Genomic DNA, 20,855 nt, shown 5'->3' on the forward strand with positions numbered 1-20,855 from the left:
CTGCAGATATGCCGACCAACGTCGGCATCCACCCGAGCGGGGCATTCGCCAACCAAGGTTGGCCGTTGCCCGGAAATGAAACGGGCGCCTTGCGGCGCCCGTTCGCGTTACATCACCACACCTTGACCCGCTTGTCCGGGGCCAGGTACAGCTTCTGGCCTTCCTTCACTTCGAACGCCGGATACCAGGCGTCGATGTTGCGTACGGTCAGTGCGCGGAACTGGCCCGGTGCATGCACATCGGTCAGCAGCGAGTTGCGCAGCGCCTGCTCGCGGCTCTTGCTGCGCCACGCCTGGGCGAAGCCGAGGAAGAAGCGCTGGTCCGGGGTGAAGCCTTCCAGGGTCTGGCCCGGCTTGCCTTGCAGCGACAGCTGGTAGGCGTCGTAGGCGGTGCCCAGGCCGGCCACGTCGGCGATGTTCTCGCCCAGGGTCAGCTTGCCGTTCACATGCACGCCCGGGAACGGTTCGTAGCTGCTGAACTGTGCAGCCAGCGCATCACCGGCCGCGTTGAACTGCTTCAGGTCCTCGGCGGTCCACCAGTTGTGCAGCTTGCCGGTCTCGTCGAACAGCGCGCCGGCGTTGTCGAAGCCGTGGCTGATCTCGTGGCCGATCACCGCGCCGATCGCACCGTAGTTCACCGCATCGTCGGCGGCGCCATCGAAGAACGGCGGCTGCAGGATCGCGGCCGGGAACACCAGGCGGTTTTCCAGCGGCACGTTCATCGCATTGATGGTCTGCGGCAGCATCGCCCACTCGCTGTGGTCGACCGGCTTGCCCAGCTTGGCGATGTTGCGCTGGTACTCGAACAGTTCAGCGCGCTGTGCATTGCCCAGTGCGTCATCGCGGCGGATCTCCAGGCCGGTGTAGTCGCGCCACTTCTCCGGATACCCCATGCCCACGGTCAGGCCGGCCACCTTGGCCTTGGCATGCGCCTTGGTCTGCGGCGACATCCACGACAGCGCATCGATGCGCTTGGCGAAGGCGGCGATGATGTTCTTCGCCATCTCGTCCGCGCGCTCCTTCGTCTTGGCGTCGAAGTGCTTCTCGACATAGCGCTTGCCGATGGCTTCGCCGACCGCATGGTTGGCGTCATCCACGGCGCGCTTCCAGCGGTCGCTCTGCTGCGGCGTGCCGCTCAGCGCGGTGCCATGGAAGGCGAAGCGGGCATCGGCGAACTTCTTCGGCAGGTAGGCGGCAGCGCGGTCCAGCGCGTGGAAGGCCAAGTAGTCCTTCCAGGCGTCCAGCGGCTCGGTGGCGACCAGCCTGGAAAGGCCGGCTACGGCCTTGGGCTGCCACACGATGAAGTCCTGCTGGTTGCCCAGCGCGGCTGCATCGAGGAAGGCGTTCCAGTCCATGCCCGGCGCCTTGGCATTGAAGTCGGCCTGGGTCCAGGGGTTGGCACCCTTGGTCACGTCGTTGGTTTCTTCCTGGGTGGCATGCGCCTGCGCGATCTTGGTCTCCAGCGCGAGGATGCGCTGTGCCTTGCCGGCCGGGTCGGCCACGCCGGCCAGCTGCAGCATCTGCGCGATGTAGGCCTGGTACTGCTTGCGCAGCTCGGCCATGCGGCCGCCGCCCAGGTAGAAATCACGGTCCGGCATGCCCAGGCCACCCTGCACCAGATAGGGTGCGGTGCGGTCCGGCTGCAGCATGTCCACCGACACCCACAGGCCGAACAGGCGGTCGGTGTAGAAATTGGTGGCGTTGAGCAGGTCGACGTCGGCACGCATTTCGCCGCCGAGGGTGCGGGCCAGGCCGGCCTTGTCGGTGATGGCCTCGATGGCCTTCAGCTGCGGCTGCACCGGTGCGATGCCGTGCTGCTCGATGCCGGCCTCGTCCATGTAAGCCGCGTAGTAGTCGCCGATCAGCTTGTCGTCACCGCTGGCCTGGGTGTTGCCGGCGGCGCCTTCGAGAATGGCGCGGGTGTCGGCCAGGGTCTTCTCGGCGATGACGTTGAAGCTGCCGAAGCGCGAGCGGTCGGCCGGGATCTCGGTGTTCTTGACCCAGGTGCCGTTGGCGAAACCGAAGAAGTCATCGCCGGCGGCAATGCTGCGGTCCATGCCGCTGGCATCAAAGCCGAAGCTGCCCAGCATCGGCTTGGCCGCAGCGGGCGCGGCATCGGCCGGCGCGGCGGTGCCGGCTGCCGGTTCGGCCGGACGGTCGCAGGCGGCCAGGGACAGGCTGGCAACGATGGCCAGTGCCAGGGTGGGACGGCGCAGCTTGGACATGGACTTCTCTTGCAGCGGAAAACGCCAAGTCTAATCCGGCCCGGCCCGGCCCGCCGTCCCAAGGGGCCGCCGGTCCTGTGCAGGATCTGGCTGAACGCGCGGAAACGATCTTCACGCCGTCACCGGCGTGGTGCATGCTGGCCACAGGAGCCCTGCGCGGACACGGGGAGGTAGCCATGGCGGGGCGGGTCAGGCGTCAAGAATGGCGTCCGCCGGCCGTTGAGGTCGGGGACGTGGAGGATTCGTTCGCGCATGAAGCCAGCCGACAGCACAAGGAAGATCAACCGATGCCCGCGCTGAAACGGGCGTTGGCCCGGCCGCTGCGCGCCATTACCTGGGGCGGAGTGCTGCTGGGCGTGTTGCTGGTGGCTGGCCTGGCCATCATGCTGATCAACGACCACCAGCGCCGGCTGGAGGCCGCGCAGCGCCAGAGCCGCGCGTTGGCGGTGGGCAGCGAGCGTCTGCTGGCGCTTGAGCTGCGCAACCTTGAGCGGGCGATGTCCGGCATCGCAGCCGACGCCGCCGAACTGTTCCGCAGCGTGCCCGCACAGGCCCCGGCACTGCTGGATGCCTCGATCGACGGCGTGCTGCGCCGCCATGCCGAACTGCACAGCATTGTCGTGCTTGATCGCCATGGCCGCTCGATCACCACCGGCAAGGGCGATCTGAACCTGCCGTTGTGGACCGACCCGCAACGCCGTGGCCACGGCAGCGCGCTGTACATCGGCCCACCCCAGCGCGCCAGCAACGATGGCTGGGTGGTGCCGCTGGCGCTGCCGATGACGGGCGACCGCTGGCTGCTGGCACGGCTGCGCTGCGGTGAGCTGCAGCGCATCATCGGTGGCCTCGATGTTGGCCCCAACGGACTGGTCTCGATCAGCGACGCGGAAGGCTACATGCTGGCCCGCGTGCCCGACCCACATGGCACGGTCGGCCGCCGCTACGATCTGCCGCGCCGCGACCTGCTCGGCAAGCGGGCGGTGGTCGAGCTGGGCAGCCTGCCGGGCGCAGTGGATGGGGTGCCGCGCATCATCACCATCAGCACGCTGGAGCGCAGTCCGCTGGCGGTGCAGGTCGGGTTGGCCGACGAGGACGTGCTGGCACCCTGGTGGCCGTACCTGCAGGCGTCGGTGGCGATCGTGCTGGCCTACATCGTGGTGCTGCTGGTGCTGCTGTATGCCGTGCGCCGCAGTACCCGCCGCCAGCAGTCGATGGCCGAGGAACTGAAGGCGGGCCACGCCGAGCTGCGCCTGGCCCACCAGGTGGGCCGCATCTGCACCTGGTATGTGGACGAGGACGCCGCGCTGCTGCGCTGGTCGCCACTGGCCCGCGAGATTTTCGGCGTGCAGACCGATGCGCTGCCCGTAGCGGACTTCTTCGCACGCGTGCACCGCGATGATGCCGCACGGCTGCAGCAGGCCTTCGACCAGGCGTTCGCCGGCGGTGCGGTACTCGACGAGGTCTTCCGCCTGGTGCTGCCCGGTGGCCAGGTGCGCTGGGTTGGCGCGCGTGGGCAGCGGGTGGAAGTGGCCGACAGCGAGCGGCGCATGATCGGTGCGCTGAGCGATCTGACCGAGCGTTACCAGGCCCGCGAGCAGATGAGCGAAGTGGAGCGCCGTTTCCGCCTGCTGTTCGACCGCAACCCCGCGCCGTTCTGGGTGTTCGATCCGGACACGCTGCGCTTCATCGAGGTCAACGATGCGGCCGTGCGCCAGTATGGCTTCAGCCGCGAAGAGTTCCTGGCGATGAGCATCCTCGACATCCGCCCGCGCGAAGGCTGGGACGAGGTGAAGGGTGCGATCGCCAAGGCCCGTGTCGGCGAACTGCAGGACGCCACCGTGCGCCTGCACCGGCGCAAGGACGGCAGCGTGTTCGAAGTGCGCGCCCATCTGTCCCGGCTCGATTTCGATGGCCAGCCTGCGTGCCTGGTGCTGGCCGAGGATGTCAGCGAGCGGCTGGCCTACGAACGTGACCTGGCCTACCAGGCGCGGCACAACCCGGCCACCGGCCTGCTCAACGTGCGCGCGTTGACCGAGCAGCTGGACGAGCAGGAAGCGGGCTACACCATCGCCTTCGTGCAGCTGCGCGGCCTGCAGCTGGTGGCCGATACGCTGGGCCGCGAGATTGGCGATGCGGTGCTGCAGTCGATGGCGACCCGGCTCGGTGGCCTGGGCGCGCGATGTGGCACGCTGGCGTTCCAGCCGGCGGAGGACTTCGTGTTCGCCATCGGGGACGAGCACGATACCCAGCGCGTGCTGGACGATCTGCTGCAGATCGTGTCGGCACCGATGCGGGGCAAGGATTCGCTGCACCAGTTCGAGCCGCGCATCGGTGTGGCCGTGCATGTGCCGGGTGATGGCCACTCGGCCGAGCAGGTGATCGGCATGGCTGCGCAGGCCGCACACGCCGCGCGCGCCGAGGGCAACGTGGTGGTCTGGTTCGACGCGGCGGTGACCACGCGCCTGGCCGATCGCCTGCGTCTGGCCGGGCGCATCCACGCCGCCATCGACAACGAGTTCCAGCTGTACTTCCAGCCGATCCGGCACGCCAGCGATGGCAGCCCGGCGGCATTGGAGGCGCTGCTGCGCTGGCCACAGGCCGATGGCAGCTTCATTCCGCCCAACGAGTTCATCCAGCTGTGCGAGGAGACCGGTTTGATCCTGGCGCTGGGCCGCTGGGTGATCCGCGCGGCGGCCAAGGCGCAGCGGCGGCTGGTCGAGGCCGGCTGGGGCGAGCTGCCGATCGCGGTCAACGTGTCTGCCGTGCAGTTCTTCAACAGCGACCTGGTGGCCGAGTTCACCCGCGCCCAGCAGGAGTTCGGCCTGGCCCGCGGGGCACTGCACGTGGAGCTGACCGAAAGCAGCCTGATGCGCAAGCCGGCGCAGGCGATGCAGACCATGCAGCGCCTGCACGAGCAGGGCATCAGTGTGTCGCTGGATGACTTCGGCACCGGCTATTCCAGCATGTCCTACCTGCAGCACCTGCCGCTGGACATCCTGAAGATCGACCGCAGTTTTGTTGCCGATGTGGAAACCAATCCACGCAATGCCTCGATCTGCCGCGCGCTGTTGTCGCTGGGCCACAGCATGGGCCTGACCATCATCGCCGAAGGCGTGGAAACGCCGGGGCAGCTGGACTGGCTGGCTGCGCACGGTTGCGACCAGGTGCAGGGTTACCTGCTGGGGCGGCCGGCACCGCTGGAACGGATCATCGACGCGCTGGATGAGGTGGTGGCCTAACTGGTAGTGCCAGGCTCGGCTACACCCCGGCCTCCACCAGATGGTCGATGAAACTGCGCACCTTCGGCGCGAGGTGGCTGCGGCTGGTGTAGACCGCGAAGATGCCGATCGGCGAGGCCTCCCACTCCGGCAGCACGCGCACCAGACGACCATCGGCCAGCGCGTCTTCCAGCAGGAAGTCCGGCTGCAGGATCACGCCCATGCCGGCGATCGCGGCTTCGCGCAACACGTCGCCGTTGTTGGCGTGCAGCAGGCTGCTCACTGCCACCTTCACTTCACCGCCCGGTCCCTGCAACGGCCAGTTGTTGCCGGCGGCCCAGTAGCTGTAGCTCAGGCACGCGTGTTCCTGCAGGTCCTGCGGGGTCTGCGGGGTGCCGTGTGCGGCGAGGTAGGACGGCGCGGCGCACAGGCTCACCCGCGATTCGCCCAGGCGGCGTGCGATCAGCGTGGGGCTGGGCTCGCGGGTGATGCGGATGGCCACGTCGTAGCCTTCCTCGACCATGTCCACCAGGCGGTCGGACAGGGCCAGGTCCAGTTCCACCTGCGGGAAGCGTTCGCGGTAGCTGGCCAGCAACGGGCCGAGGCGGGCGATGCCCCAGCTGACCGGTGCGTTGATGCGCAGCGTGCCCGAGGGTTCCAGCGCCTGCGCGCCGATGCTGGCCTCCAGTGCGTCGAACTCGGCCAGCAGGCGCACGCACTGGGCGTAGTAGGCGGCGCCGGCACTGGTCGGGCTGACCCGGCGCGTGGTGCGGTGGAGCAGGCGGGTCGACAGGCGCTTTTCCAGTGCGGCGACCTGGCGGGTGACGCCGGCGGTGGACATGTCCAGGGCCTGGGCGGCGGCACTGAAGCCGTTGCGCTCGACCACCGCCACGAACACGCGCATCGCCTCGAGGGTGTCCATTGTTGCGCCTTCTGAAATAAATACGGTCAAACGATCGTATTTATCGGCCCGTAAAGGCGCAATAACCTGTGCCCATTCCCTTCAAGGTGCTTTCCGATGCACGCCACGACCCCTCCTGTTTCGCCGCTGGCGCCGTATGGCGCCACCCTGCTGCGCCTGGCCCTGGGCATGCTGTTCCTGGTCCATGCGCTGACCAAGCTGCTGGTGTTCACCCCGGCCGGTACGGCGGCGTTCTTCGAGTCGCTGGGGCTGCCCGGCGTGCTTGGCTACGTCACCATCGGCGTCGAGCTGGTGATCACTGCCGCGCTGCTGCTGGGCGTCTACGCGCGCTGGGTGGGCCTGGTCGGCGTGCCGCTGCTGCTGGGCACCATCGTCACCGTGCACGGCGCCAACGGCTTCGGTTTCGCCAATGCTGGCGGCGGCTGGGAATACCCGGCGTTCTGGGCGCTGGCGCTGGTGGTGCTGTTCCTGGTTGGCGACGGCAAGTGGACCCTGCGTTCGCGCTGATCGCCGCCTGATCCTGCAACTGGAGAATTCCATGTCCCGCCTGCCTTCGCTGTACATCTCCCATGGTTCGCCGATGACTGCCCTGCATCCGGGCCAGGTCGGCGTGCGCCTGGCCGAGCTGGCGCGCGACCTGCCCACGCCGCGCGCCATCGTGATGGCCTCGGCGCACTGGCTGGGCCGGCAGCCGCTGGTCGGGGCGCATCCGCAGCCGCCAACCATCCACGATTTCGGCGGCTTCCCGCGCGCGCTGTTCGAACTGCAGTACCCGGCGCCGGGTGACCCGGCGCTGGCCGAAGAGGTGGCCGGCCGCATCGCTGCCGCCGGCCTGCCGGTGGCGCTCGACCCGCAGCGTGGCCTGGACCACGGTGCGTGGGTGCCGCTGCGGCTGTTGCGCCCGCAGGCCGACATCCCGGTGGTGCCGGTGTCGATCCAGCCGCTGCTCGGCCCCGAGCATCAGTTCGCGCTGGGCCGCGCGCTGGCGCCGCTGCGCGAACAGGGCGTGCTGCTGGTCGGCTCCGGCAGCATCACCCACAACCTGCACGACTGGGGCGACTACCAGGACGGCAAGGAAGCGCCGTACGTGCGGCCCTTCATCGAATGGGTAGAGCAGCGCCTGGCCGCTGATGACCGTCAGGCGCTGCTGGATTACCGCCGGCAGGCGCCGTTCGCCGAACGTGCGCACCCGACCGACGAGCACCTGCTGCCGCTGTTCTTCGCGATGGGCGCGGCGGGCGAGGGCGGCTTCGGTGCGCGTCGCATCGATGCCGGCATCGACGCTGGCTTCCTGGCCATGGACCTGTACCGCTTCGACGGGGCATGAGCCGGGGCTGACGCGCGACGGCCCCGGCCGTCGCGGTCGTGGCCGCATGTGGTAGTTTTTTCCGGGTTTCCGGCGCTGGCCTTCAAGCCTCCCCGCGCGCCGCTTCCTGGAAGAAGCATGCATACCATTGAAGTCGTCCTGGCGATGCTGGTGGCCGTTGTCGCCAGCGGCTACCTGGTTCGCGTCCTGCCGTTTTCGTTGCCGCTGCCGCTGGTGCAGATCGGCCTGGGCGCGGTCATCGCCGGGGTGTTCAACCGCGGCCACGCGCTGGAGCCGGAGGTGTTCTTCCTGCTGTTCCTGCCGCCGCTGCTGTTCCTGGATGGCTGGCGCATTCCCAAGCAGGGCCTGTTCCGCGACAAGGGCGCGATCCTCGAGCTGGCCTTCGGCCTGGTGGTGTTCACCGTCATCGGCGCCGGCTTCCTGATCCACTGGCTGATTCCGGTGATGCCGCTGGCGGTGTGCTTCGCGCTGGCCGCGATCGTGTCACCGACCGATCCGGTGGCAGTGGGTGCGATCGCGTCCAAGGCGCCGATTCCCAAGCGCCTGATGCACATCCTCGAGGGCGAGTCGCTGCTGAACGATGCGTCCGGCCTGGTCTGCTTCCGCTTCGCAGTGGCGGCGGTGATGACAGGGACCTTCTCGCTGGCCACGGCCTCGCTGACCTTCGTGTGGGTGGCGGTGGCGGGATTGGCGGTAGGCGTGGCGGTGACCCTGGGTGTGTCCACGTTCCAGCGCTGGCTGTGGCGCCGCTTCGGCGAAGAGCCGGGCGCGGCGATGCTGGTCAACCTGCTCATTCCGTTCGCGGCCTACCTGCTGGCCGAAGAGATCCATGCCTCGGGCATTCTGGCTGCGGTCGCCGCCGGTATCGCGATGAGCTATGTCGAGCTGACCGGCCGCGTCTCCGGCAGCATGCGTGTGCAGCGCGCCGGGGTCTGGAACATGCTGCAGTTCAGCTTCAACGGCATCATGTTCGTGCTGCTGGGCGAGCAGCTGCCGGGCATCGTCGAACGCGCCACCACCACCATGAACGAGAGCGGCCACCAGAGTGCGTGGTGGCTGCTGGTGTATGTGGTTGTGATCAATCTGGCACTGGTCGTACTGCGCCTGCTCTGGGTGTGGTTGTCGCTGCGCTGGAACCTGCTGCGCGCGCGCCGTCGCGGCCTGGAGCGGGGCGAGGCACCCAACTGGCGCATCGTGGTGGCGACCTCGGTGGCCGGCGTGCGCGGTGCGATCACCCTGGCTGGTGTGTTGACCCTGCCGCTGTTCCTGCCCGATGGCAGTGCGTTCCCGGCGCGTGACCTGGTGATCTTCCTGGCCGCGTCGGTCATCCTGTTCTCGCTGCTGGGCGCCAGCATCGCGCTGCCGCGGCTGTTGAAGGGCCTGCAGCTGCCGTCCGACTCGGGTGAACGCAAGGAAGAGGATCTGGCGCGCCGGCTGTCATCGAAGGCCGCACTGGCCGGGGTCGAACGCATGCGCCAGCAGCTGGTGATGAACCAGAACACCGAGAACGTGCAGCTCTACAACGACGCCGCCTCGCGGGTGAGCCTGCTCTACCAGCGCCACCTGGAGCGCGACAGTGATGGGCCCGACGTGGACCCGGAGAAGGTACGGCGCATGGAAATGGGCTACCGCCAGCTGCGCAGCGCCGGCCTCAATGCCGAGCGCGAGGAGCTGTTCCGGTTGACCCGGCGCGGGGTGATCTCCGATGAGATCTCGCGGCGCCTGATCCGCAACCTGGACCTGCTGGAATCGCGCAAGCGCGAATGACCGTGTACCCCGGGTGGGTGCGGACCTTGGTCCGCGTTGATCGGGGTCAGATCCCTTTCCGCAGGAAAGGGATCTGACCCCAGGATCCGGAAGCCGTGCTTATTCCGGCTTCTGGTCCAGGAAATACACCTCGACCTTGCCCTTGACCTTGATGGTCATCGGGTTGCCGCGGCGGTCGCGGGCCTTGCCGGCCTGCACGCGGATCCAGCCTTCGCTGACCGAGTATTCCTCGACGTTGTCGCGCTCGACGTCGTTGAAACGCACGCCGACGCCGCGCTCCAGCGCCTGCGCATCATGGAAGGGGCTGGCCGGGTTGATCGCCAGATGGTCGGGAGGGGTATCGCTCATCGCTTCATTCACAGTGACGGCCACCAAGGCCGGCTTCAGCGGCACAGGATAAACCGTAGAATGCCCGCCTGCCCCAGAGGACGTTCCGCCATGCCTGACAACAGCGACTATTTCGACTTCGAGGAAGACATCCACGACTTCGACGAAGACGGCTTCGAGGCGCGGGTCTGGAACCTGCTGGTACTGATCAACCCGGGCGACGAAGAGCTGGCCCTGCAGCAGTTCAACCGCTGGCGCGAGCACCTGGCCGAGGACGGGCAGCCGCTGGAGGCTGACAGCGACTGGCTGCCGGCCCTGTTCACGGCCATCGCCTGGCAGTCCGGTTTCGAGGTGGAACGTGATGACCTGGAATCGCTGCAGTCGGCGGTGAACGAGCTGTCGGCGCGCTTCAACCTGCAGCTGGACTGGGGCGGCGACCTGGATGACGAGGACTTCGCCGAAGACCTGGACGGCGTGCAGCTGATGTCCACCGCCTTCGACCGCCTGCGCGAGCACAACTACACGCTGTGGAGCGTGGATGCCGGCAGCGACGGTTTCACCGGCGTGATGGCGCTGACCCGCGACGATGACGCGATGCTGGCGCTGTGCTCGCTGCTGAACGTCGAAATCAGGCTGGGCAGCGACCCGTTCTGAGCGATGGGCCGATCCGCCGGGCACGACCCGGCGGGGACGATCTGCTGGGTGCGGCCTGACGGGGTGATCCGCTGGGGACGACCCGACCGGGTAGAGTCGACTGTTAGTCGACTATCGCGCGCAGCGCGGGGTTCTCGCGGCCGGATGGGAGAGCAGTCGACTAACAGTCGACTCTACCCTGTCGGTGCCGGTTGGTGTCCGGCGAACCCGCGACGTGGCCTACGGCCGGTACTGCGCCCTGGCGTTGGCAATCACCGATTTGACCAGGTCACGGTCGGTGTGCCGGGAAATCGCCCGCGCACCGAGCGCTATTGCCTGTGCGCGCAGCTCGGCAGTGACGTCGTAGTGAGCACCGCTGGCCTTGTTCTGGAAGGCCCGCGGGGGAATGCCGAGCTGCGCCGCCATCGCGTGCAGCTCGGCCAGGGTGTCGGCCATCAGGTGCGCCCAGCGCTGTCCGCGCCAGGGATGCACCGCGTCATCGACGTAGACCGTCACCGCCGCGGCCGGTTCAGGCCTGCGGCTTGCTGTCGCTGTCAGCGGCCGGGGCGGCCTCGGCAGCGGCTTCTTCGGCCGCGTCGCCTTCGACGGCTTCGCCTTCTTCGCCTTCAGCAGCGTCGACGCCTTCGAACTCGGCAACCAGCTTGTCCAGGTATTCGTCAGCGGTCTGCTCGGATTCGGCCGCCAGGGTGTCCAGCAGCTTCTGCAGCAGTTCGGAGTACTCCAGGTTGACCTTGCGGCCTTCCTTCTCCTGCACGTTGGCCAGGTGCTTGAGCATGGCCAGCATCGGCACCGGGTTCTCGGCGTTGCCCATGGTCTGGCCGCCGATCGCCAGCAGCCACTCACGGCCCTGCAGGCCGATGGCCGCGACCACCTGGCCGTCTTCGTTGGTCAGCACGGCATGGTTCTGCACCTGCTGCTGTGCGTTCAGGCGCAGGAACGGGCGCTTGGCCTGCTGCTTCTTGCGCTTGTCGCGCTTGGCCTTGGAGTTCTGGGACATGGGGTGGGATCACCTGGAAACGGAAAGACCGCCATTGTAGCGGGTGCGCCGGGGGATGCCCCTGGTGGGTGCGGACCAAGGTCCGCACCCACCGTCTACTTTGCCTCGCCCTGCGCGGCCTGCACGTCCGGGTCGGCGGTGGGCGCCGACAGCCCCACCTGCGGGCCGGCGCCGGCCAGTGCAGCGGCCTCGGCAGCCTGGGTCATCACCACGATGCTGATGCGGCGGTTGATCGGGTTCTGCGGGTCGGCCTTGTCGAACAGCACCGACGAAGACAGGCCGACCACGCGGGTGATCTTGCTGTCCTCCAGCCCGCCGTCCACCAGTGCGCGCCGTGCGGCATTGGCACGGTCGGCGCTCAGTTCCCAGTTGCCGTAGCCGCGTGCGGCGGAATAGGCGGTGATGTCGGTGTGTCCGGTCAGGCTGATCCGGTTCGGCACGTGGTTCAGGTAGTTGGCCAGCTCGTGCAGGATCTGCTGCGTATACGGCTTCAGCGTGGCGCTGCCGAGGTCGAACATCGGCCGGTTCTGCTTGTCCACGATCTGGATGCGCAGGCCTTCCGGGGTCAGGTCCAGCAGCAGCTGGTCCTTGAAGGGCTCCAGTGCCTGGCTCTTGCTGATCGCCTCCTGCAGTTCCTTCATCAGTGCTTCCAGCTGCTGCTTGTCGCGCTGCTGCTGGTCGACCGGCTGCGGCACCGCTTCCTTCTGGTTCTGGAAGGGATCGTTGCTGCTGCCCCGCGAGATGTCGGTGGCACCGCCGAGTTTGATCATCGAGGTGCTGGCGCCGCCCGGGCCGGCCATGCCGGGCGCCGGTGTGGCGTTCTGTCCGCTCAGCGGGCTGGGGTTGCGGAAGTACTCGGAAATGGCCGCCCGGTCGTTCTTGTTGGTGGTGGCCATCAGCCACAGCACCAGGAAGAACGCCATCATCGCGGTCACGAAGTCGGCATAGGCCACCTTCCACGAACCACCGTGATGGGCGGCGTGCCCGGCCTTCTTGACCCGACGGACGATGACGGTGGGCTTGGTCTCGGCCATGGCTTACTTGACCGTCTTCAGATGCTGCTCGAAATCGGAGAAGGCCGGACGCACGTTCGACGGCAGCGTCTTGCGGGCGAATTCCAGCGCGATCTTCGGGTTGTAGCCGCGCAGGCAGGCCAGCAGGGCGGTCTTCACCGATTCGTAGATGCGGCTGTCCTGCTCGGCGCGGGCCTCCATCGCGGCCGCCATCGGGCCGACGAAGCCGTAGCCCAGCAGGATGCCCAGGAAAGTACCGACCAGCGCGCCGGCCACGTGGCCACCGACCTCGACGATGTCGCCGCCGATCGAGCCCATGGTGATGACGATGCCCAGCACTGCAGCGACGATGCCGAAACCGGGCAGCCCGTCGGCGACCTTGGTCAGCACCTGCGACGGTGCCATGGCCTCGGCATGGTGTTTTTCCAGCTCCAGTTCCAGCAGCGGCTCCAGCTCATGTGGCTCGATGTTGCTGCCGATCATCAGGCGCAGGCAGTCGGTGATGAAGTCGATCAGGTGGTGGTCGGCCTGCACCTTGGGGTAGTTGCCGAACAGCGCGCTCTCGGCCGGCCGCTCGACATGGTCTTCCAGCGCCATGAAGCCTTCGCGGCGGGCCTTGTTGAGCAGTTCATAGAGCAGGCTGAGGACGTCGATATAGTCCTGCTGCTTGTAGCGCGGGCCCTTGAACACGCCGACCATGGCCTGCAGGGTCTGCTTGACCGTCTTGGCCGGGGTACCGACCAGGAAGGCGCCGAGCGCGGCGCCGCCGATGATGACCAGCTCGTAGGGCTGCCAGAGGGCACCCAGGCGGCCGTGGGCACCGAGATAGCCCCCGATCACGCTGATGATGACGACCAGGAATCCAACGATGATGAGCATGGGGCGACGCAAGGAGAGGGGATATCTCCTTGTCGGCCCGTCGCCTGGTTTTCTGAAGAGGGAATTCTGTGAAATCGGTCAGCGGGGTGTCTCAGCCCGCCACGCCGCTTTCGGCGCCGCCACGCTGCAACGGGTCGGGCCAGGGCTCGCCATTGCCGGTGAACGAAAGTGAGACGGAGTTCAGGCAGTGGCGCTCGTAGGTGGGCGGCGGACCGTCCGGAAACACGTGGCCCAAGTGGCTGCCGCAGCGCGCGCAGGTGATCTCGGTGCGGACCATGCCGTGGCTGGTATCGCGGATCTCGCGCACGTGCGCCGGGTCGAAGGGGGCGAAGAAGCTGGGCCAGCCGGTGCCGGAATCGAACTTGGTGCTGGAGCGGAACAGCGGCAGTGCGCACAGACGGCAGCAGTAGACGCCCTCGCGCTTGTTGTCGAGGAATACGCCGCAGAACGGCGCCTCGGTGCCGTGCTGCAGCAGCACGCGGCGTTCCTCGCTGCTGAGACCGGCAACCAGCGCCTCGGTCTGGGTGGCGGTGGGGGGCGTCAGGTCGAAGGCGGTCATGGCGGCGCTCCGTGGGGTCGATGGCCTGGGGATGCCGGAAAACGTAGGGGTGCCAGCGCGTGCTTGCAAGTGTGATGGCCGTTCATGGCCGGCACACAGGTGCAGGCGCAAGGTGAATGCGAACCACGCCGGAGCGTGACATGAAACCGACCCTGTCCCTGTTGTTGATGGCCCTGTTGCCCACGCTGGCGTTGGCGCAGGTGCCCACCGCCGACCCGACCGCCACCCGCAGTGCCACCACCGTGGCACCGCAACCGGTGGTACCGCCACCACAGGCTGCCCGCCCGCAGCCGCAGGTGCTGCCCTCGCCGCAGCCGGCGCAGCCGATCAAGTCCACCGGCCCCGCCCGGATCGCGCCGGCGCCGGTACCGAAGCCGGCCGACAAGGTCTATGACCGTAATGGCCGCATCGTGCCTGGCGTGCGCCCGGCCGGCCCGAACCGCGTATTCGACTCGCGTACCGGCCGTTATTACGACAGCGTGCCGGCCGGTGACGGCCAGCAGATCAAGCGCTGACTACTGGTGCCAACCCGGGTGGGCAGCGACCGCACGCTGTGCGGACTGAACGCACGAAAACAGCCTCCTGGAGATCACTGCTTTTTCGCCTGCGATTAACCGTTCCGGGACCACCGTGGCCCTGCGTCGGCATTCCGCCGCCGCATGTCCTTCGTCCACTGGATCGCGATCATGAAAAACCAGCAGAACCGTCATCCCGGCAAGGAACCGCAGGGCCGTAATCCGCAGCAACAGCAGCAGCAACAACAACAGCAGATGGAGCCGCAGCAGCACAAGGGCGGCAAGCAGCAGGAACAGCGCTCGCAGAAGCATCCGCAGCAGCGCTGACGGACCCAGGGGTCGGATCCCGCGCAGCGGGCTCTGACCCCATCCTGCGAACGCCTCAATCCGGAATCGGCAGGCTCAGCGTTTCCTTCACCTCTTCCATCACGATGTAGCTCTTCGACTCACGTACATGCGGCAGCGTCAGCAAGGTGCTGCCGAGCAGCTTGCGGTAGGAGGCCATTTCACTGATCCGCGCCTTCAGCAGGTAATCAAAGTCGCCCGAGACCAGGTGGCACTCCAGTACGTTGGGCAGCTTCAGCGCCGCGCGCCGGAACTCCTCGAAGATGTCGCCGGACTTGTAGGCCAGGCTGATCTCGACGAATACCAGCAGGCTGGCCTTCACCGCAGCCGGGTCGAGGTGGGCGTGGTAGCCGGTGATAACCCCTTCGCGCTCCAATCGACGCACGCGCTCAGTGCACGGCGTGGTCGACAGGCCGACCCGCTCGCCCAGCTCGGTAAAGGAAATACGGCCCTCGGCCTGCAGGATGCGCAGGATCTTGCGGTCGATCTTGTCCAGTTCGCGGATACGGGTGGCCATGGCCGTCAACCTTGGGGAATGAATTGCAGGAGAACATCCTGCCGGTTGATTTCAAAACAGGCAAATCAACTGGGAATGGCTGTCTATACTTCCCCAATTATGGTCCCGGCACGCTCCAGTGCAGGGAATGATCGGGTTGGAGAAGTCCCATGCGAGTCCTAGTTCTCGGCAGCGGCGTGATCGGCACCACCAGTGCCTGGTACCTGCGACAGGCCGGGTTTGAAGTCACGGTCATCGACCGCCAACCCGGACCGGCGCTGGAAACCAGCTTCGCCAATGCCGGCCAGCTGTCGTTCGGCTACACCTCGCCGTGGGCGGCCCCGGGCGTGCCGAAGAAGGCGATCGGCTGGCTGTTCGAGAAGCACGCACCGCTGGCGATCAAGCCGGGCATGGACCTGGCCCAGTACCGTTGGCTGTGGCAGATGCTGCGCAACTGTACCCATGAGCGCTACGCGATCAACAAGGCGCGCATGGTGCGCATGTCCGAATACAGCCGGGACTGCCTGAACGAGCTGCGTGCGCAGATCGGCATCGAATTCGAAGGCCGCGACCTGGGCACCACCCAGTTGTTCCGCACCCAGCAGCAGCTGGATGCCTCGGCGCAGGACATCGAGATCCTGGCCCAGTACGGCGTGCCGTACGAGGTGCTGGACCGCGCCGGCATCATCCAGGCCGAACCGGCCCTGGCCCATGTCGATGGCCTGGTCGGCGCGCTGCGCCTGCCGCGTGACCAGACCGGCGACTGCCAGCTGTTCACCCGCCGCCTGGCGCAGATGTGCGTGGATGCCGGTGTCGAGTTCCGCTTCGACCAGGACATCACCGGCCTGGAGTTCGATGGCGACCGCATCACCGGCGTGCGCATCGACGGCAAGCTGGAAACCGCCGACCGCTTCGTGGTCGCGCTCGGCAGCTATTCGCCGGCGCTGGTCGCACCATTGGGCATGCGCCTGCCGGTGTACCCGCTGAAGGGCTACTCGCTGACCCTGCCGATCACCGATCCGGCGATGGCACCGACCTCGACCATCCTCGATGAGAGCTACAAGGTGGCGGTCACCCGTTTCGACGACCGCATCCGTGTCGGTGGCATGGCCGAAGTGGCCGGCTTCGACCTGTCGCTGTCGCAGCGCCGCCGTGAAACCCTGGAGCTGGTGGTCAGCGACCTCTACCCGAAGGGCGGTGACCTGTCGCGTGCGCAGTTCTGGACCGGCCTGCGCCCGGCCACGCCGGACGGTACGCCGGTGATCGGCGCCACGCCGTTCCGCAATCTGTACCTCAACACCGGCCACGGCACGCTGGGCTGGACCATGGCGTGCGGCTCGGGCCGCTACCTGGCCGACCTGATGAGCGCGCGCCAGCCGCAGATCAGCACCGAAGGCCTGGATATTTTCCGCTACGGCCAGTACGGTCACGCGCCGCAACAAGAGAACCGCACATGCGTCCTGCCCGCGCGCTGATCGATCTGGGCGCCCTGCGCAGCAATTACCGACTCGCCCGTGAACTGGGCGGTGGCAAGGCTCTGGCGATCATCAAGGCCGACGCCTATGGGCATGGCGCGGTGCGCTGTGCGCAGGCGCTGGAAGGCGAGGCCGATGGTTTCGGCGTGGCCACCATCGAAGAGGCGCTGGAACTGCGCCAGGTCGGCATCCGTGCGCCGATCCTGCTGCTGGAAGGCATCTTCGAACCCAGCGACATGGCGCTGGTGGCCGAGCATGATTTCTGGTTCGCCGTGGGTTCGCCGTGGCAGCTGGAGGCCGTCGCCGCCTTCGACAGCCCGCGCCCGTTGACGGTGTGGCTGAAGCTGGACAGCGGCATGCATCGCCTCGGCCTGGACGCGGACAGCTTCCGTGCCGCGCATGCACGCCTGTCGGCGCTGCCGCAGGTCGAGCGCATCGTGCTGATGACCCACCTGGCGCGCGCTGACGAGCTGGACAGCGAACGCACCCACCAACAGGCGGCGACCTTCGCGCGGGCCATCGAGGGCCTGCACGGCGAGACCAGCGTGTGCAACTCGCCGGCGCTGCTGGGCTGGCCGGACGTGCGCAGCGACTGGGTGCGCCCGGGCCTGATGCTGTATGGCGCAAACCCGCTGCCGGACAACACGGCACTGACCGGGCGCCTGCGCCCGGTGATGACGATGCAGTCAAAGGTGATCGCCGAACGCTGGATCGAGGCGGGTGAGCCGGTGGGCTATGGCGCCCGCTTCGTGGCCAAGGCGCGCACCCGCGTGGGTGTGGTCGCACTCGGCTATGCCGACGGTTATCCGCAGTTCGCCCCGAATGGCACCCCGGTGCTGATCGACGGCCAGCCCGGTGCGCTGATCGGGCGCGTGTCGATGGACATGCTGACGGTGGACCTGACCGCGCATGCGCAGGCCGGCATCGGCAGCGTGGTGGAACTGTGGGGCAGCGCACCGACGCTGTCCGAGCTGGCGCCGCGCTGTGGCGTGAGCGCGTACCAGCTGCCGTGCGCGGTCAAGCGCGTGGCGAAGGTGTACGTGTAGCGCCGAGCCCACGCTCGGCTCCGGTCAGCGGCCGACCTTGGTCGGCACCGTGAATGCGTGTCGACCAAGGTCGACACCTACCGGGGGCATGGCAAGCAGCGGTCGCCATGCGCGGCTCTCGTAGCGGCCGACCTTGGTCGGCGCCGTGTAATGCGTGTCGACCAAGGTCGACACCTACCGGGGGCTTGGCACGCAGCGGTCGCCATGCGCGGCTCTGGTAGCGGCCGACCTTGGTCGGCACCGTGAATGCGTGTCGACCAAGGTCGACACCTACCGGGGGCCTAACGCGCGGCGGTCGCCTGGCTGGCCAGCTGGCGCTTCACCCAGTCATCGATCAGGCGCTTCTCGTAGCGCAGCGGATCGCTGTCGCTCCTCAGCCCCAGGTTGTGCAGGTAACCGGTATCGCTGAGGCGCGCATCGCCCTCGCTGACGATACGGCCGCTGGCGTCCTTCAACGTGTACTGCAGGCTGATCCGCGGCGGGTAGATGTCGCGCATGATCCGGATGTCGCGGCCACGTGGGCCGTGCCACGGCTCGTAGTCACCGGCACGCTTGATGTCCACCAGGGTCACATCGAGGGTCTGCCCAGGCTGCAGCGGCTTGGCAGCGGTGGTCTGCAGGTAGCGGGCCAGCTGCTGTACCCAGTCACCGCGTTCGGCTTCGAAGCGGTTGGTGCTCTGGCGGATCTCGGTGAATTTGGCCGGATCCTCCCATTTCACGCTGACCGGGCCATCGGCCTGCAATGCGCGCGGCGCGTCCGCATCGGTTACGGTGCGCGGTGCAGCGCTGGCGCCGCCCGCCACCAAGGCGCCTGCCAGCAGGGCAATCGCGAGTGAGCGTTTCATGACGGTCTCCTGCGTCCCCGAGTTGGGGACGATGTTGATCACAGATCGAGTGTGATCCTGTGGCCGGATCGCCGCAATGGCCGATTGCGTCGCGCGCAAGGGTGGTTGCCGCCAATTCATCGACGTCAACCATGACTGATGTCGCTTGACGCTGTGAATACGCGCTTTGGAAGATGCTGTGCTTCCAATCCGGCCTGCATAGACGCCCTTGTCCACACTGCCGCCCCTAGTGGAGCGCCCGCCGATGATGGTGCCGGCGCCCGAACCCGACCTGCATCATGGCGTGCTTGAGCGCATCAACGCGGGTTTCTGCGTGATCCAGGTGCTGTTCGAGGGGGACCGCGCGGTGGATTACCGTTTCATCGAGGTCAACGATGCCTTCGAACGGCACACCGGCCTGAAGGACGCCTGCGGCCAGCGCATGAGCCTGCTGGAGCCGAATCACGAGGAAGACTGGTTCCGCATCTACGGCGAAGTCGCGCGCAGTGGCCGCCCCGCCCAGTTCGAGATGGAAGCGCGTGCGCTGGGCCGTTCGTTCGCGGTCGATGCGGTGCGCGTGGGCCGTCCGGGCGAGGACAAGGTCGGCATCCTGTTCTTCGACATCACCGCACGCAAGCAGATGGAAGTGGAGCTGGGCGAAAGCGAAGCCCGCTTCAGTGCGCTGGCCGACGGCCTGCCGATGCCGGTGTGGGTGCTCGACGAGCGCGGCCATGCCCGTTTCGTCAACAGCGCTTTCAGTGAGTTCTTCGGCGGTGACGAAACACGCGTGCCGGAAGATGTCTGGCGCGGCCTGGTGCATCCGGACGATGCATCGGTGTTCGAGTACGAACTGCAGGAAGCACTGAAGGCGCAGCGGTCGATGCATGCGCTGGTGCGGGCCCGGCGCGCCGATGGCGAATGGCGTTGGCTGGAAATGAACGCACGCCCGCGCTTCTCGCGGATGGGCCGCTTCATCGGCCTGGCCGGCAGCAGCCCGGACGTGACCGAACGCCGCGAGATCGAACTGGCCCGCGAGGAGCTGCTGCAGTCCGAGCGTGCCGCGCGCAGCGCCGCCGAGAACATGGCGCGGCTGAAGGACGAGTTTCTGGCCACGTTGTCGCATGAGCTGCGTACGCCGCTGACCACCATCCTCGGCTGGAGCGAGTTGCTGCTGCAGCGCGTGGACAACACCAGCCCGCTGTACAAGGGCCTGAATGTGATCGCCAACAGCGCCGGTGCGCAGAAGCGGCTGATCTCGGACATGCTCGACCTCAGCAGCATGCTGCTGGGCAAGGTGCAGCTGGAGGTGGAGATACTGGACCTGCGCGACCTGCTGGGCGAAGCCATCGGCGCGCAGGAGCTGGTCGCCGAAGGCAAGGCACTGGACGTGAGCCTGCTGCTGCCCGAGCAGCCTTGCCTGGTGCTGGGCGATGCCACCCGTCTGCAGCAGGTGTTGTGGAACCTGCTGTCGAATGCAATCAAGTTCACCCCGGCCGAAGGCCGCATCGACCTGCAGCTGCGGGCCGACGGCAACCACTGGGTGATCACAGTGCGTGACACCGGCGACGGTATTGCGCCCGAATTCCTCAATCACCTGTTCAGCCGTTTCCGCCAGGCCGATGGCACCACCACCCGACGCCATGGCGGCCTGGGCCTGGGCCTGGCCATCGTGCAGCAGCTGGTCGAACTGCATGGCGGTACCGTCACCGCTGCCAGCGAGGGCCATGGCCACGGCGCCACCTTCACCGTACGCCTGCCGAAGCACATTCCCGATGCCGAACGGCGGCCACTGCGCGAAGTGATCAGCGGGCCGATCCTGGAGCCGGTGATCGTCGAGCCGTATCCGCTGCGTGGCATGCACGTGCTGGCGGTGGAAGACCAGCCGGAAGTGCTGGAGTACCTGCGGCGCATGCTGGAAGAGCAGGGTGCGAGCGTGTCGGCAGCCAGCTCGGCCGGTGAAGCGCTGGCGCTCCTGGCCGATACCGGGCATCTGCAGTACCACGTGATGCTGACCGACATCGGCATGCCGGGCATGGATGGCTATGGCCTGGTGCGCACGCTGCGCGAGGACATGGGCGTGGATGCCATGACCCTGCCGGCGGTGGCCGTGACCGCGCTGGCGCGTGCCGATGACCGGCGCCGAGCGCTGGCGTCTGGCTTCCAGGAGCACGTCGCCAAGCCCTATTCGGTGGCGCAGCTGGTGTCGGCCGTGCGCAAGGTACAGGTGCCGCGCGTCGACAGCGCGCTGCACTGAGCATTCACAGGAG

General features: G+C 67.4%; 20 protein-coding genes. 10 read left to right on the plus strand and 10 right to left on the minus strand.

Features of this window, described 5'->3' with window-relative positions:
• Positions 1-112 precede the first annotated feature (112 nt).
• A complete protein-coding gene (locus tag HLA98_RS09050; RefSeq protein WP_057501656.1) occupies positions 113-2,224 on the minus strand; it encodes a M13 family metallopeptidase in 2,112 nt (703 codons plus the stop codon).
• A 176-nt stretch (positions 2,225-2,400) separates the two neighbouring features.
• Between HLA98_RS09050 and HLA98_RS09055 the strand changes: the two genes are divergently transcribed.
• Positions 2,401-5,463: a bifunctional diguanylate cyclase/phosphodiesterase gene (locus HLA98_RS09055; protein ID WP_057501657.1), complete on the plus strand. Its 3,063-nt coding sequence runs from the start codon at positions 2,401-2,403 to the stop codon at positions 5,461-5,463.
• Between the two features lie 19 nt (positions 5,464-5,482).
• Here HLA98_RS09055 and HLA98_RS09060 read toward each other — a convergent pair whose 3' ends face one another.
• On the minus strand, positions 5,483-6,364 hold the full coding sequence (locus tag HLA98_RS09060; RefSeq protein ID WP_049443505.1) for a LysR family transcriptional regulator: 882 nt from the start codon (positions 6,362-6,364) through the stop codon (positions 5,483-5,485).
• Positions 6,365-6,460: 96 nt separating this feature from the next.
• Between HLA98_RS09060 and HLA98_RS09065 the strand changes: the two genes are divergently transcribed.
• The 3 genes from HLA98_RS09065 to HLA98_RS09075 all read left to right on the plus strand — a co-directional run bounded on the left by HLA98_RS09065 (position 6,461) and on the right by HLA98_RS09075 (position 9,458).
• Positions 6,461-6,871 (plus strand): DoxX family protein, encoded by a 411-nt coding sequence (locus HLA98_RS09065; protein WP_057501658.1) that lies wholly within the window; start codon positions 6,461-6,463, stop codon positions 6,869-6,871.
• Between the two features lie 31 nt (positions 6,872-6,902).
• Entirely contained in the window at positions 6,903-7,691 is a 789-nt protein-coding gene (locus HLA98_RS09070; RefSeq protein ID WP_049443501.1) for a dioxygenase family protein, read from the plus strand.
• 117 nt (positions 7,692-7,808) lie between these two features.
• On the plus strand, positions 7,809-9,458 hold the full coding sequence (locus tag HLA98_RS09075; protein ID WP_057501659.1) for a Na+/H+ antiporter: 1,650 nt from the start codon (positions 7,809-7,811) through the stop codon (positions 9,456-9,458).
• A 99-nt stretch (positions 9,459-9,557) separates the two neighbouring features.
• Here HLA98_RS09075 and HLA98_RS09080 read toward each other — a convergent pair whose 3' ends face one another.
• On the minus strand, positions 9,558-9,806 hold the full coding sequence (locus tag HLA98_RS09080) for a DUF3297 family protein (RefSeq protein ID WP_005415112.1): 249 nt from the start codon (positions 9,804-9,806) through the stop codon (positions 9,558-9,560).
• Between the two features lie 90 nt (positions 9,807-9,896).
• On the opposite strand from HLA98_RS09080, the gene HLA98_RS09085 reads away from it, so the two are divergent.
• A complete protein-coding gene (locus HLA98_RS09085) occupies positions 9,897-10,439 on the plus strand; it encodes a DUF6630 family protein (RefSeq protein ID WP_005407911.1) in 543 nt (180 codons plus the stop codon).
• 219 nt (positions 10,440-10,658) lie between these two features.
• Here the strand turns inward: HLA98_RS09085 and HLA98_RS09090 are convergent, their stop codons facing one another.
• From HLA98_RS09090 to msrB, 5 genes are all read right to left on the minus strand, one after another.
• Positions 10,659-10,934, minus strand: coding sequence for a DUF4031 domain-containing protein (locus tag HLA98_RS09090; RefSeq protein ID WP_057501660.1), 276 nt, complete (start codon positions 10,932-10,934; stop codon positions 10,659-10,661).
• Positions 10,935-10,947: 13 nt separating this feature from the next.
• Complete coding sequence (locus HLA98_RS09095) at positions 10,948-11,436, minus strand: hypothetical protein (protein ID WP_049408290.1); 489 nt, start codon at positions 11,434-11,436, stop codon at positions 10,948-10,950.
• 95 nt (positions 11,437-11,531) lie between these two features.
• Positions 11,532-12,470, minus strand: a complete 939-nt coding sequence (gene motB, locus HLA98_RS09100; protein WP_057501661.1) for a flagellar motor protein MotB — start codon at positions 12,468-12,470, stop codon at positions 11,532-11,534.
• Between the two features lie 3 nt (positions 12,471-12,473).
• Positions 12,474-13,328 carry a flagellar motor stator protein MotA gene (gene motA / locus HLA98_RS09105; protein ID WP_005407915.1) on the minus strand — a complete coding sequence of 285 codons (855 nt, stop codon included), beginning with the start codon at positions 13,326-13,328 and terminating at the stop codon, positions 12,474-12,476.
• A gap of 91 nt (positions 13,329-13,419) precedes the next feature.
• On the minus strand, positions 13,420-13,887 hold the full coding sequence (gene msrB / locus HLA98_RS09110) for a peptide-methionine (R)-S-oxide reductase MsrB (protein ID WP_005412124.1): 468 nt from the start codon (positions 13,885-13,887) through the stop codon (positions 13,420-13,422).
• A 140-nt stretch (positions 13,888-14,027) separates the two neighbouring features.
• Here msrB and HLA98_RS09115 point away from each other — a divergent pair, with 140 nt between their 5' ends.
• Positions 14,028-14,402 carry a hypothetical protein gene (locus HLA98_RS09115; RefSeq protein WP_057501662.1) on the plus strand — a complete coding sequence of 125 codons (375 nt, stop codon included), beginning with the start codon at positions 14,028-14,030 and terminating at the stop codon, positions 14,400-14,402.
• 144 nt (positions 14,403-14,546) lie between these two features.
• Positions 14,547-14,729, plus strand: a complete 183-nt coding sequence (locus HLA98_RS09120; RefSeq protein WP_057501663.1) for a hypothetical protein — start codon at positions 14,547-14,549, stop codon at positions 14,727-14,729.
• A gap of 55 nt (positions 14,730-14,784) precedes the next feature.
• On the opposite strand, the gene HLA98_RS09125 is transcribed toward HLA98_RS09120, so the two are convergent.
• Positions 14,785-15,264, minus strand: coding sequence for an Lrp/AsnC ligand binding domain-containing protein (locus tag HLA98_RS09125; protein WP_019660918.1), 480 nt, complete (start codon positions 15,262-15,264; stop codon positions 14,785-14,787).
• Between the two features lie 149 nt (positions 15,265-15,413).
• Here HLA98_RS09125 and HLA98_RS09130 point away from each other — a divergent pair, with 149 nt between their 5' ends.
• Both HLA98_RS09130 and alr read left to right on the plus strand, forming a co-directional pair.
• Positions 15,414-16,718, plus strand: a complete 1,305-nt coding sequence (locus HLA98_RS09130) for a D-amino acid dehydrogenase (RefSeq protein WP_005412127.1) — start codon at positions 15,414-15,416, stop codon at positions 16,716-16,718.
• Positions 16,697-17,764: an alanine racemase gene (alr, locus tag HLA98_RS09135; protein ID WP_057501664.1), complete on the plus strand. Its 1,068-nt coding sequence runs from the start codon at positions 16,697-16,699 to the stop codon at positions 17,762-17,764. The genes HLA98_RS09130 and alr overlap by 22 nt, the downstream gene beginning before the upstream one ends.
• A gap of 281 nt (positions 17,765-18,045) precedes the next feature.
• Here the strand turns inward: alr and HLA98_RS09140 are convergent, their stop codons facing one another.
• Positions 18,046-18,609 (minus strand): DUF3016 domain-containing protein, encoded by a 564-nt coding sequence (locus HLA98_RS09140; RefSeq protein WP_049445936.1) that lies wholly within the window; start codon positions 18,607-18,609, stop codon positions 18,046-18,048.
• 244 nt (positions 18,610-18,853) lie between these two features.
• Between HLA98_RS09140 and HLA98_RS09145 the strand changes: the two genes are divergently transcribed.
• On the plus strand, positions 18,854-20,842 hold the full coding sequence (locus HLA98_RS09145; RefSeq protein WP_057501665.1) for a hybrid sensor histidine kinase/response regulator: 1,989 nt from the start codon (positions 18,854-18,856) through the stop codon (positions 20,840-20,842).
• Positions 20,843-20,855 lie beyond the last annotated feature (13 nt).

This window comes from Stenotrophomonas africana (assembly GCF_013004645.1).
Lineage (GTDB): Bacteria > Pseudomonadota > Gammaproteobacteria > Xanthomonadales > Xanthomonadaceae > Stenotrophomonas > Stenotrophomonas africana.